This window comes from Microcoleus sp. N3A4, from assembly GCF_036701805.1.
In the GTDB taxonomy this organism is placed as follows: domain Bacteria; phylum Cyanobacteriota; class Cyanobacteriia; order Cyanobacteriales; family Microcoleaceae; genus Microcoleus.
In genome coordinates this window covers 38444-51618 of the sequence record NZ_JAUBRJ010000058.1, presented here as the reverse complement: position 1 = coordinate 51618, position 13175 = coordinate 38444, and the positions used below count along the sequence as shown (strand labels likewise).

The window sequence follows — 13175 nt, the reverse complement described above, 5'->3', positions numbered from 1 at the left end:
ACTTTTCTATATATTTGTTCAGATATTTTCACTGATTTAGCTATTGATTTAGCATAGTAAGTAAGGAAGAACCATAATTTTAGAAATCGCGTATTAGCTTGCTTCTCTGATTAGATAAAATTATAACCACAAGTTCAGGAGAGCCAAAAAATCTATCAGAGAAGAGGTAATTAGCTTTTCGTAACAGGGACTTTAATCACTACTATTTAGCAGTAGCGACTAAAGTTGCGCTTTTTCCTATTTTTGGAGGCAGAAGTTAGGGGGATTTTTCTGAGTCAGCGATGCGCGATCGCCATTCCTTAAGATCCTGAATGGTAAAAACGGCTTGAAAATCCAATCCCGCCTCGCGATATAATTCCCCTCCACCTTGCTCCCTGTCAATCAGCGACAACAGGCGATCGACTTTATAACCAGCACCCCGCAACCGTTCCACCGCCTGCATCGCCGACTTGCCCGTCGTCACCACATCCTCCAAAACCGCCACATTTGTCCCCTCTGGCAACAGCGGCCCCTCAATATACGCCATTGTCCCGTGTCCCTTCGTCTCCTTTCTGACAATTAGCGCCGGAATCGATCGGCCTTCCAAAGCCGAAACCACGCTCACAGCAGTTACAATCGGGTCAGCACCCAAAGTCAAACCGCCCACCGCTTGCACGTCCGACGACAGCATCGACAACAGCAAACGTCCCGTTGCCAAAGCACCTTCAGCGTGCAGCGTCACCGGTTTGCAGTTAATGTAATAAGAACTTTTCTGCCCTGAAGACAGCACAAAATCGCCTTCGCGATAAGCAAACTCGCACAACAAATCTAGAAGTCGATCGCGCAACACTTTTAAATCCGCAGCATTCATAACTCACACCGTGTAAAAAACACAAATAATCCGCCGATAATCAGTTTATATTGGAATCGGAATTAATTAAGGAGGCCCAAATATATGAGTCAAAAGTTAAAAAGCCTGAGCGGCGCGTTGATTCTCGCTGTCGCCTCTGCCGCACTGGCATCCGTCAAACCAGCTCAAGCACAAACAGAGCGATTTCACCCAATTGCCGACGACTTCAACCGACAATTTTTTCAAGCTTCAGGAGACTTTTACCACAACGTCAGCTTGCAAGGTTACTTGGGCGACTATTTAGGCATCGGTTCCCCGAGCGGCGTCGTTGCCTTTCCCGAAAAAGAAATCGAGAGGGATGCCAGTCGCGTCAACGGCTTCTACCGACGAGTAATGCAGCGGCAAGTTTCCAGCGATCCGATTCTCCGCGTCCCAGATGCCGTCAATCCCTTCGATGCCTCAGTCATGGCACTGCCTCCAGCTTGCCAGCTAGCACCTCAACCCAGCGGCTGTTTCGCCACTCCCGCCGGACTCCAAGATCAGTTTACACTTCCAAGACAGCAGCAAGATTCACCGACCGATCCAGGGCCCGTCAGAGGACTTTATCAAGTATCGCCGGCCGGCAAAAATTAGTCGATCGACAGTTACGAGTTTTGAGCCTAGGCGGGTTTACTAAATCTCGGATTTGTATTAGAGAGAAAGTCTGAACCCGCCCCAAAATTTCATGTTTTGGCAATTCTTTCGGTAAACAACGTGCAACTGGCTTTTTTAACTATCGCGGTTATTTTACAAGCATAAATACAGCATATTCCATGTATATGTGGTACACAAAATCTTTTAGTAAGTAAGGTGCGTCGCCAACCGTCAATCTGCAAGTTTCATTGAATCGGCTCCGCAGCGACGCACCCTACATAAGTAATTGGACAGAATTAATTACACACTGATTTTTTGCTAATTTTTTACTAGACAAGGCTTGTAGCCCAACTTTTGTGTAATTAATTGTGTCCTACTACTTAACACGTATCACACAATATAGCTGAAAAGTGTACTTCATGAACCTGGAATATGCTGTATTATCCAATCTTTATCAAACAATGCTGCCGTCAGGCATGATTGTTCTTTTCAAAAGAGCTTCGCCCAGATTAGCTCCCGCCAAGTTCGCTCCTCTGAGATTTGCCCCGGTCAAATTCGCCCCTCTCAAATCAGCTTTGCCGAGGTTTGCCCACCGAAAATCGGCAGCGCTCAACTCCGCAAAACAGAGATTTGCCCTGAAAAGATATGCTCCAGTGAAGTGAGCTTCTCCGAGGTTAGCTTTAGAGAAATTGGCTGCATAACAATGTGCTTCAATCAATTCGGCTTGAGGGAGATTGGCTTGACTGAGATTAGCACAGTTGAAGTTTGCGCCCATCGCATTAACTCGAAACATCACCGCACCGATTAAATTTGCATCTCCTAAATCGGTTTGTTGGAGATTGGCACCGCTAATGTCCGCCCCAATTAAATTAGCACCGCTCAAATCAGATCCTCTGAGGTCGGCCGCTCGGAGGTTAGTTCCAGTTAAATTGGCTTTAATTAAATTAGTTTCGAGCAGTTGTGCTCCGGCAAGATTTGCTAAACTGAGGTTGGATTCGGCGAGGTTTGCCGCAATTAATTTAGCCTTAAACAAGTCTGCTTTAAAAAGGTTAGACCGCCAAAGATACGCACCTCTGAGATTTGCTTCGGCGAGGTTAGCTTCGCTGAGATCCGGTTCTAGATTCGGGTTGAGCTTTCTCCATTCAATCCAAGCAACTGCACCTTTTTTCAGGAGCGCTAAATGCTGTGTGTTTGCCATAATTACATCTCCTTTAACGGCTATTCCTTGCGGCCAAAAATTGCTGGATTTTCCCGACCAGCCACGCTTTCCACCGCCGCAATTGCTGCCTGGGAGCCTGCTATAATATCTCGTTCTGCGCCGCCTAGGTAAAGCCGTCCGAAACTACCGACAGCCTGAACTTCTAAGATGTTAATAGATGCGCCTTTTTCTGCTTCATTGGCCGCCAGCGCTGCATAGGCCGCCGGTTCTACTTCTAAGACGTAAAGCGTTTGTCCCGCCAGCAGCAACTGTCCGCGGCGGGTGCGGTTAATTAATTGTGTTTGGTGGGGGTCAATGTTGCGAATAATTTGACTGGAAATCACTCGCGGTTTGATACCTTCTTCTCTGCGGACTCCCATGAATTCTAGAATTGCTTTGCCTGCGGCCCGCGTTTCCCCCTGCTGACTCGAGTGTACTTCCAGAAGGCCGTACAAGCGTTCGACTATCTGCACTCCGGGGCGCACGGAGGCTGATTTTAAGGCGACATCGGTAATTCGGTTAATTTCGATACCGGGCGAGATTTCTATCCACAGCGACGCATCCCCCGGCAGCGGCAAGAATCCGGCGGCGATGGTGCCGATGTATGCTGCGTGCTGCGGCTGCAAATTGTCTAGAAATACGTAGCTGCGTAGCTCTATTCCCAAAAGTTTTTATCTCCGTCGATCGAGTTCCAACTGTTGTCTGTGCAATTGTTTGTGCAATATCTGAGTTTACCTTTTTTTTTGACAACTCCTCGGCCCGAAGGCACGAGGATTCTTGGTTCATTGGGACTACTCACGTAGCTTGCCCTCCCCAAAATTCACTGCGATTTGCCCAACCGCTGTATATCCACGCTGCAACACCACTTGCGCGGCTGCAACATCTCGATTCGTTTCATAGCCACAGGTTTGACATCTATGTACCCGTTCGGATAGTTCTTTTTTGCCTGTATGAGTTTGACATCTTGGACAAGTTTGACTTGTTCCATTCGGGTCTACTTTTGCGAAGTATGCACCTCGCTTAAAGCAAACATGACCCAAGATATTCAGGAACTGACCAAACCCTGCATCAAGCGTGTGCTTGCTCAGCATTCCGGCTGACATTGCTTTGAGGTTCAAGTCCTCAGCAAATACTGTTTGGGCTGCGTCGCATAAATGATGAGCCGTCTTGAAATGAAAGTCTTTGCGACTGTTCGAGATGTATTCGTAGTGCTTGGCTATTCGGTGATGAATTTGACGAAACTTCCTAGAACCTTTTTTCTTGCCTTTCAGTTGACGTTGCAGTGATTTCAACTTGCGTTGTCCATCCACAAAGAATCGAGGTCTATCAATCAATTCACCATCAGAAGTTGCCAAAAAATGTTTTAACCCTAAATCAATCCCTAATCCATGCCCTGGAGGTGAGGCTTGAGGCACTTCGACATCACATTGCAAAGTGAGCATGGCATAGTAGCCAGAAGCCCTTTTAATAACGCGAATTTGCTTGACATCAAACCCTTGAGGGATTGGACGTGACAGGTGCATTTTTACGGGGCCAATCTTGGGTAGGTTGACCCAATCGGCATCCTCAAACCGTTTAACTGATTCTAGATTCAATTGAGGGAACACAAATGAGCGCATCCGCTTTTTGAATCTAGGAAAACCGTGTCCTCGTTCCCACATCCCCACAAACGCTGCCTCTAATTGGCGCAACGCCTGCTGCAAGACATGGGTGTGAGGCAGTTTCAACTCAGGAATTAACTTCTTTGCTTGGGCTAATGATTTGCATTGGCGGGCAAAGGTTGGACGCGGTGTATCAGCAGGGATAATGTATTCCTGTTTAATGCTGCACGAGTTGATATCACACTTACGAGAATTAACCCAATCTTTTCGTTCTCGCAATGCAAAGTTGTAGACCTTGCGACAAATATTGAGCCACTGGTCGAAAGTCTGGCGTTGCGTATCGGTAGGAATGAGCTTGTACTCGTAGGTGAGATTTAACATACAACCATTGTATAACCAGCCTGAATAAATGCGGTGCTGTTTATTCAAAAACCTTGCTTGAGAGATTCCGAACCGAAAGTCCCCCTAGAAGGGGGAGGCTTGTATCCCATTTTTTTTGTCAACAACACCTTGTCTGTTGTCGGGAGTGCCGGAGTGCCTCACAACCTAGTGAGGTGCCAGGCCCGCGATTTCTAGTGCCGGAGTGCCTCCGCGAGCATTTTTTAATTTCGTGCGCCTGCTAAAAAATTGATATCAATCTGTAGTAATAGGTGGAACTTAGCAATGTTTACTGCTAGAGGTGGATTTAACTTTAAAAGCCGATCGATATAGTGGTGATAGTTAAAGATTTTTGCCAACAGAGAGCATTTGAATTATGAAACGTTCTGATTTGTCCAAAGCAATCGGTGCAGGAATTATAGCTGCAGGTTTAGCAATTGTACCAGGTAATCTGCCAGCCTCAGCTCAGACAAATACAGCTCCCGGTACTAACAGCACTACCACCACCACCACTCCTCGCTCCGATGTCTACAATGCTGATGCCGATCGCGATTTTGATTGGGGATGGTTGGGATTGCTCGGCTTGTCGGGTTTGTTAGGTTTGATTCCCCGCAAACGCGAAGAAAATGTTCGCTATACCACTACAACGAGCGATCGCGAGCCCGCCGTGCGTACAGACTTGCGCTAATGCTCCAGTATTAGGGTTGTGGGCATGATGCAGGGACAGGATGTTTTAACCTGTCCGATATCCAAAAATCATCAAAAAACCTCCACCTGTGAGGTTTTTTTGTTTGACATGATGCGAACCTATGTTATATCAATTCCGGTTACACCGTCCGCGATTGTTGACTGTTGACTGTTAACTGTTGACTGTTAAAAATCTAAAATCTAAAATCTAAAATCGGTTGACTGTTGACTGTTGACTGTTAAAAATCTAAAATCTAAAATCTAAAATCGGTTGACTGTTGACTCGATTTTATGATTCCGATGCAACCGGAAACGATATTATTTATTGCTTCTTTTCTTCATCCTTTCTTCCTTCGCGTCCTTCGCGTCTTCGCGGTTCGTTAAATAAATATTTTTACGAATACAAGAACAGTTTAAAAAAAGTTTTCGCCCGCTCGATCGAGCAAATCCAACATCGCCTGCACCAACTTGTCGGGGTCTAAAGGCTTAGGAATGTGCCGCTGAAACCCAGCAGCCAGCGCCTGCTGATAGTTAATTTCTCCAGCATAAGCGGTGAGGGCGATCGCCGGAACCAGTCCCCCTTGCTCTGGCGCCAGAGCCCGAACTTGCCGCAGCAACATATAACCGTCGGTGTCGGGCATTCCAATATCGCTCAACAGCAAATCCGGCAGAGACTGAGTTAAAACCGCCAAGGCATCGGCGGCGTTAGAAACGGCTGTAACGCTTGCCCCGCAATCCTCAAGCACAAAAACCACCAAATCTAGCGCATCGGCATCATCATCAACCGCTAACACCTTGATACCGCTCAAATTGAAGGATTGCTCCGGCGCAATCGCCGCAGGACTTCTCTGAGGTTGTACGGGCATCAGGGGTATCCTGACGGTAAATGTCGCGCCTTGTCCTTCGCCTCCACTGTCCGATTTCACCGTGCCGCCGTGGAGTTCGACGAGATGGCGGACGATCGCCAATCCTAAACCCAATCCGCCAAACTTGCGCGCGATCGTGCTGTCAGCTTGCCGGAAGTAGTCGAATACATAGGGCAGAAAACCAGGTTCGATGCCTTTTCCAGTATCAGTTACAGTAATTTGGGCGTTGGTGTCAACCCGATCGAGAGCGACTTCGATTTTGCCTCCGGGCGAGGTGAACTTGACGGCATTTGACAGCAAATTCCAGACTACCTGCTGAAGTCGGCCCGCATCGCCCAACACTGGGTTGAGATTCGGTGTAAATTGAGTGCATATTTGAATCGACTTGACTTCCGCCGCCAGACGCATCGTTTCAATGGCCGCGTCGATCGCCCCGGCTAAATCCACAGGTACAATATTCAAGCTGACTTTGCCTTGCATAATCCGCGACACGTCTAGCAAATCTTCGATAAGCTGGGTTTGCAATTTGGCGTTGCGCTCGATCGTCTCTAAGGCATAAAGCTGCTTTTGGGGTGTCAGACTGTTCGATCGCAGCAGCTTCGCCCAGCCCACAATTGGGTTTAAGGGAGTCCGCAATTCGTGGGACAAAACAGCCAAAAATTCGTCTTTGACGCGGTTAGCGTGTTCTGCTTCTTCCCGCGCTGCCTTTTCCCCGGCTAGAAGGCGTTCCCGTTCCGCTTCTGCCAGGAGGCGATCGGTAATGTCAGTGTTGGTGCCGCACCAGCGCAGCAGCTTGTTTTGCTCGTCGCGAATCGGCACGGCGCGGGAGAGAAACCAGCGGTACGATCCGTCTTTGCCGCGCAAGGGGAAAGTATCTTCCCAGGCTTCGCCTGTTTCAATGCAGCGCCTAAATTTTTCGACAACCCGATCGACGTGTTCCGGGTGGTGAACCTGCTGCCAGCCCCAGCCCTGCATTTCCTCTAGGGTTGTCCCCGTGTAGTCAAACCAGCGCTGGTTGTACCAGAAAATCCAGCCGGTGGCATCTGTCATCCAGGCAAACTGGGCGATGTTGTCAGCTAGAGCGCGGAACCGAGCCTCGCTTTCGTGCAGATCCTGCATGGCTCGCGCGTGCAGGATCGCAGGCCAGAGGCGAGCCACCACTTCTTGCATCAGCGAAACTTCATCGGCCCGCCAGTGCCGAACCGCCTTTGATGTCACCACCAAAAGAGCCACCCAGCGCCCTTCCTGAAGGCAGGGAACATCGACCAAAGCGCGCATGCAAAGGGCATCGTAGCTATCGACCGCATGCGCTGTATGCGGGTCATTAGCGATATCTGAGATGACAAGTGTTTGACCTGCCATAGAGAGAGTTTTCAGTTCTGCCGTCTTAAAGTCTGAGATTTGATAGGTGCCGGTGATGCTGGCCAGGTCGGACTGGTGCCAGTCTTGCTGGGCAATTGCCAGGCCGGCTTCTACATCGATTTCGTTCCATATGCAGCGATCGGCCTTTAAATACTCTCCCAGACTGTTCATCGCTTCCCACAACATTTCTGCGGGGTTAGAGCGCTGCCGCAAGCGGACTTCGAGCTCAGAGAGAAACTGCTCGTTCAGTTGGGCCCTTTTGCGATCGTGAATATCGGTGTTCGTGCCGATCCACTCGACAATTTCGCCTCCCGCGCCGCGAAATGGGACGGCGCGGGACAAATGCCAGCGTTCCATTTGGTCTGCGGCCCGCCGCAGGCGGAGCTCAAGTTGATAAACTTCTCCGGTGACTTGACACTCTTGCCAGCGGGCAAAAGCTTGTGCTGCATCGGACGGCGGCACCAGGGACTCCCAATTGTTGCGAACGGCTTCCTCGTAAGACATTCCCAGATATTCCAACCATTTTTGTTGATTCGTAAAACGAATTTCTCCGGCGGAGTCTACGTTCCAAATCAGGTGGGGCAGCGACTCAGCTAGGAAGCGGAAGCGGCGGTCGCTTTCTGCTAAGCTTTCTTCGGCTCGTTTGCGATCGTCAATATCAATGCCGATCCCGGCCCATTGCACCACCTGTCCCTTCGCGTCTTTGAGGGGTACAAGTCGCGCTAAATGCCAGCGGTAGGTGCTGTCAAACCGCAGCACCCGACACTCAAATTCGTAGGATTCCCCTGCTTCAATCGCCTTGGTGCGCGTGGCGACAACTGTTGGCAGATCGTCAGGATGAAATAAGTGCAGCACCGGCGCAGCCAGCGGAAATTCTGGCATCATGCCCGTGTAGCTTTTCCAGTGTTGGTTGCAAAACTCTAACCTGCCGTCGGCGGTGTTGATCCACATTAATTGCGGGACGCCATCGGCGATGGTGCGGTAGCGATTTTCGCTTTGCCGCAGTGCTTCTTCTATTTGCCGGCGCTCGGTTTTGTCCTGCATGATTTTCAGGAAACCTTGCACCTCGCCGGCTGCGTCGCGCAGGGGCATCACCAGCCCGCTGCCCCACAAGCGGCTGCCATCTTTGCGGAGGTGCCAGCGCTCGTTTTCTCCTTTTCCCTGAGTCAGGGCGCTGTGCATTTCTGCTTCCGGCTTTCGGGCAGCGGAGTCTTCTGGGGTGAAGATGATGCGTCCGTGCTGGCCGACGATTTCAGCTTCGGTATAGCCCAGCAATCTCTGGGCGCCGGCGTTCCAACTGGTAAGGTGTCCGCCGGTGTCGAGGGTGAAGATGGCGTAGTCTTTGGCGCTGTCTAGAATCAACTGCAGGTGGGTTTCGCGATCGCGCAGTGCTGCTTCTGTTTGTTTGCGCTTGGTAACGTCGCTGGTGAAGCCGACTATTTTGGTCGCTTCACCTTGCTGGTTGCGGATCGAACAGCCGCGCTCCCAAACATCGATCCAGCGCCCGTCTTGGTGCCGGACTCGGTACTCGATTTCGTAGCGATCGGCACTTAAGATTGAGTCCGCTCCGGCTTGGATGCGCGCCCAATCGAGGGGATGGATGCGTTCTCTCCACCACTCTGGTTCTGTCGGTGCGTCCTCTGGGCAGACACCGACGATCGAGGACAGTCCCTCGGAACGGTAAACTGAGTTCGATGCGAAATCCCACTCAAACACCATGCCGTCGATCGCCCTTGTAGCTAACTGAAAGCGGTTGTTGCTTTCTTGCAAGGCGAGTTCGGCCATTTTGCGATCGGTAATTTCCTGTACCGCGACATTAATCCCGACAATCTCCCCGCCCGTGTCTTTGAGCGGCCACCAATTCACGAGCCAAGTCCGCACAACACCGGGTCGATCTTTGGTTTCACCGCTGATTTCACAATTCCGCATCGGTTCTCCGGTTTCGAGAAGGCTGCGGAACACAGCTTCGGCTGTGTCTGCGAAGTCGGGGACTATTTCGCGCACCGTCCGGCCGATGTGCGTTTCCACGGACAAGCCGTTGATTTGGGCTAACCGCTGGTTGAGCCGCACGTACCGCAAATCTGTGTCTAAAACGGCCAAACCCACGGGAGTTGTTTGGTAGAGCCACTCTATCTCTAGAAGTTGACGGCGCACGGTTTGCTCGCTCTCCTGCAGCGCGAGTTCGGCCATTTTGCGATCGGTAGCATCAAATAATACTCCGATAAACCGCACTGCTTCGCCTGCGCCGTCGTAGAGATAGCGCCCGAACGCGCTCACCCAGCGGATTTCTCCGCCGGCCCGGACGATGCGGTATTCGGGGGAGTAGAGCGATCGGGTTTGCCGAGCTGTTTCTATTGCCTCCAGGACTTGCTTTAAGTCGTCTGGATGCACGCAGTTTTGCCACGCAGCGAAGGTTGTTTCGCCGCCCGGTGTCTGTTCTCCGCCCAAAATGCTGAAATGGGTCGCCGACCAAATTACTCGATTTGTTCGCACGTCTAAATCCCAGGTTGCCATGCCTGAGCCTTCGATGGCGACGCTCAAACGTTCTTCGCTTTGTTTTAAGGCAATTTCAGTTTGTTTGCGATCGGTGATATCTGTGAGGGAACCCGCGGCCCGCACGGGATTGCCTGATTCGTCCCAAATTGCTCGCCCTCTGGCTAAAACCCATTTGTAGCGCCCGTCCCGACAGCGGATGCGGTACTCGCAGCAGTAATGTGAGGTTTTTCGGTGCAAGTGCTGCTGCCAATTGCTGTGCACGCTCTCCAAATCATCGGGATGAATGCAGCTCAAATATTGGCTGAAGTCCTTGACTTCTTCGGGCTCGCGTTCCAATATCTCTAAAAAGCGATCGCTCGCTACATAGCAATTTGTTTTCAGGTTGCAATCCCAAATGCCGTCGTTGTTGCCCTGCAAGGCTAGTTGCCAGCGTTCTTCGCGATCGAACAAAGCTTGTTTGGTTCGATCGGCGCGATCGATTTTTACGGCGGCAACGGCAAAGTCTGCTAGGGCGAGCGCGATCCGCAAGTCTTCGGCATCGAACTGGCGATCGGAATCGTGAGATACAATCCATATTGCACCCAGCGGTTGATTTTCTGCCAGCAGCGGCACGACTAAAGCTTCGGCGACCGGCAATTCTAGCTGCTGCAAGTCGGTGAAGTATTGTTCTGGAGCGAAGTAAAGCTGGGGAGTTTGGCGATCGAGACCAGCTCCCGACCAACGCAATGTGCGGGGTGTATTTGTGTGTTCTGCGGCTTCCCACGCGCCCGCCAATGCCACCCAGCGACAGATTTGTTTTGATGTGGCATTTTCTTCTAGCAAGCAGACTCCGACGCTGCCTGCGTCGCACAAATCTCGAGCGGTGGCAACCAGGGTTTTGAGCAACGTGTGGGGCGAGGTTGCCAGTTGTCGGGCCAGCGTTTGCAGCGCCCGGTTTTCAGCTTTCAAATCGGGCGATCGAGAAATGCGGCGCGACAGTTCATCGGCGATCGGAATGTCGGTTAAATTAGTTTTTGGGGTTTGCCAAGCTTCCATCAATTAGTGGTCTCTAGGTCTGTCTTTCGGTATGAGCTGGCGAGCGTACATCAGCGCGCATTTGAAACATTTGCTATATTATATTATAATCTACCGACAGACAGAATATGCGCTGTATCTTGGGAATTACTTTTTAGTTTTCAGGCTAGTTGATGGCCTTGGTTGCCTTTTCTCTGGCGGCCGCAATATGCACAATTTTATTCCTGAATCGCGCTTTTTTCCCCTATCTGACTCGGACAGAAATTCCGTCAATGCTGGATCGGGAAAATACTGTGATAATTCAGTCGCTAGGTGCGATGAACAGCACGGCCTCCATTTGCATTTAATTGTAGGTGCGGCAATTAGCGCGGCGGTGACTGGCAAAGCGCTGGCTTAGTTAGATGCAAATATTCCCGCTTATGCTTTGCCAACTCTTTACTATGGCTCGAATGAGCACTGGCATTTTTCCGGTACAATTATGCTCAGTGCTTCCACACTTTTAGCAGTAATTGGCGAAATTGCTGACACTATTTACCGAGCAGGATTTCGGAAATTAGTGTTAATGAACGATCGCGGCGGACAGCCGCAAGTGATGGAAATGGCGGCGCGGGACATTCATCAAAAATATCAACTTTTTTCGGTTTGTCCGCTGACTGTTTGTTTGGCGCGTTCCGAATGTTGCTGCTGAATTATTGACTGCGAAGGAGTTGGAGTTTGGGATTCACGCGGGTGATGCAGAAACGAGTTTGATGTTGTCAATTTTGCCGCGATCGGTGAAAATGGAACGGGCTGTTACAGAAGATCCGAAAAAATTGCCGATCGACAGTTTGCTGAGTATGGAAGGGAATTTGCCTTTTGCTTGGCTGACGCGAGAGTTGACTGAAAGTGGTGTGTTGGGCGATGCGACGGCGGCGGCGAAAGAAAAGGGCGATCGCGTATTCTCGAATCTCTCTCTGACAAGCGAGTTTCTTGATGGTACCCGCCACGCGATTTATCCGTGGAATCAATCCAAAATCTAAAATCCTCAAGCCCCCGACTCGATCCGTGGGGTCAATCCAAAATCCAAAATCTAAAATCGAATGACGGCTGGGTACAAGTTATCAAAGATATGCACAAATTTCGACAGCCGTGAGGTAATTAAAAATTAAGAATTAAAAATCAAAAATAGTTCTAATCCGTGTCAAAATAAGTCTAAGAAATTTTTTGAGTTGGAAAACTAACGATGAGTGTAAATTCTAAATTGCAGCGCGCATTTGAGCAAGGTCGCGCCCTGAAAATTATCAGCGGTTTAAATAATTTTGATGCAGCGAACGTTGCGGCTGTCGTCAAAGCAGCGGATCTCGGCGGTGCTTCTTTTATCGATATTGCTGCCGATCGAGATTTGGTATTGATGGCAAAACAGTTGACAAATTTGCCAATTTGTGTATCGGCTGTGGAACCGGAAAAATTTGTGCCTGCGGTAGAAGCTGGCGCTGATTTGATTGAAATTGGCAACTTTGATGCTTTCTACGCAGTAGGCCGCCGCTTTGAAGCTGAGGAAGTTTTGCAGTTGACTCGCGAAACTCGATCGCTATTTCCGACCATCACTCTTTCTGTGACAGTTCCCCACATTTTGGCACTCGACAAACAAGTGCAATTAGCAACAGAATTAGTCAAAGCTGGGGCTAACATCATCCAAACCGAAGGCGGCACCAGCGCCCAACCAATTCACGCCGGCACCTTGGGATTAATTGAAAAAGCAGCGCCTACTTTGGCCGCAGCCTTTGAAATTTCCCGCGCCGTATCAGTCCCCGTACTCTGCGCTTCCGGCATCTCCAGCGTCACCGCACCCCTCGCTATTGGAGCCGGCGCTGCGGGTATTGGTGTCGGTTCTGCTGTCAGTCAACTTAATAGCGAAGTGGCGATGATCGCGGCTGTTCGCAGTTTGGTTGAAGCTTTGGCTTTGGTTTCGCGATCGCACTTTGCTGCTTCAATTTAATTAAGAAGGAAGAACGAAGAAGGAAGAACGAAGAAGGAAGAACGAAGAACGAAGAACGAAGAAGGAAGAACGAAGAAGGAAGAACGAAGAACGAAGAACGAAGAAGGAAGAACGAAGAAGGAAGAACGAAGAA

Annotated in this window: 8 protein-coding genes and 1 pseudogene; 4 read left to right on the top strand and 5 right to left on the bottom strand. The window is 50.0% G+C overall.

All coding sequences use genetic code 11. From position 1 onward, the window contains the following. Positions 1-256 precede the first annotated feature (256 nt). Positions 257-850, bottom strand: a complete 594-nt coding sequence (gene pyrE / locus QUA56_RS26765; RefSeq protein ID WP_333364010.1) for an orotate phosphoribosyltransferase — start codon at positions 848-850, stop codon at positions 257-259. 84 nt (positions 851-934) lie between these two features. On the opposite strand from pyrE, the gene QUA56_RS26760 reads away from it, so the two are divergent. Then, entirely contained in the window at positions 935-1462 is a 528-nt protein-coding gene (locus QUA56_RS26760; RefSeq protein WP_333364007.1) for a hypothetical protein, read from the top strand. A 454-nt stretch (positions 1463-1916) separates the two neighbouring features. Here QUA56_RS26760 and QUA56_RS26755 read toward each other — a convergent pair whose 3' ends face one another. The 3 genes from QUA56_RS26755 to QUA56_RS26745 all read right to left on the bottom strand — a co-directional run bounded on the left by QUA56_RS26755 (position 1917) and on the right by QUA56_RS26745 (position 4642). Continuing rightward, the gene (locus QUA56_RS26755; protein ID WP_333364003.1) at positions 1917-2660 is read right to left on the bottom strand and encodes a pentapeptide repeat-containing protein; all 744 of its coding nucleotides are present in this window, start codon (positions 2658-2660) and stop codon (positions 1917-1919) included. Between the two features lie 20 nt (positions 2661-2680). Beyond that, the gene (locus tag QUA56_RS26750) at positions 2681-3325 is read right to left on the bottom strand and encodes a hypothetical protein (RefSeq protein ID WP_333364001.1); all 645 of its coding nucleotides are present in this window, start codon (positions 3323-3325) and stop codon (positions 2681-2683) included. A 126-nt stretch (positions 3326-3451) separates the two neighbouring features. Next, a complete protein-coding gene (locus tag QUA56_RS26745) occupies positions 3452-4642 on the bottom strand; it encodes a transposase (protein WP_333363998.1) in 1191 nt (396 codons plus the stop codon). A 373-nt stretch (positions 4643-5015) separates the two neighbouring features. Here QUA56_RS26745 and QUA56_RS26740 point away from each other — a divergent pair, with 373 nt between their 5' ends. After that, a complete protein-coding gene (locus QUA56_RS26740; RefSeq protein WP_333363995.1) occupies positions 5016-5327 on the top strand; it encodes a WGxxGxxG family protein in 312 nt (103 codons plus the stop codon). Positions 5328-5739: 412 nt separating this feature from the next. Here QUA56_RS26740 and QUA56_RS26735 read toward each other — a convergent pair whose 3' ends face one another. Beyond that, complete coding sequence (locus tag QUA56_RS26735) at positions 5740-11085, bottom strand: PAS domain S-box protein (RefSeq protein WP_333363992.1); 5346 nt, start codon at positions 11083-11085, stop codon at positions 5740-5742. A gap of 187 nt (positions 11086-11272) precedes the next feature. Here QUA56_RS26735 and QUA56_RS26730 point away from each other — a divergent pair. Both QUA56_RS26730 and QUA56_RS26725 read left to right on the top strand, forming a co-directional pair. Beyond that, positions 11273-12083, top strand: a pseudogene (locus tag QUA56_RS26730) (creatininase family protein). Positions 12084-12286: 203 nt separating this feature from the next. Next, positions 12287-13042 carry a DUF561 domain-containing protein gene (locus tag QUA56_RS26725; RefSeq protein WP_333363989.1) on the top strand — a complete coding sequence of 252 codons (756 nt, stop codon included), beginning with the start codon at positions 12287-12289 and terminating at the stop codon, positions 13040-13042. Positions 13043-13175: the final 133 nt, after the last annotated feature.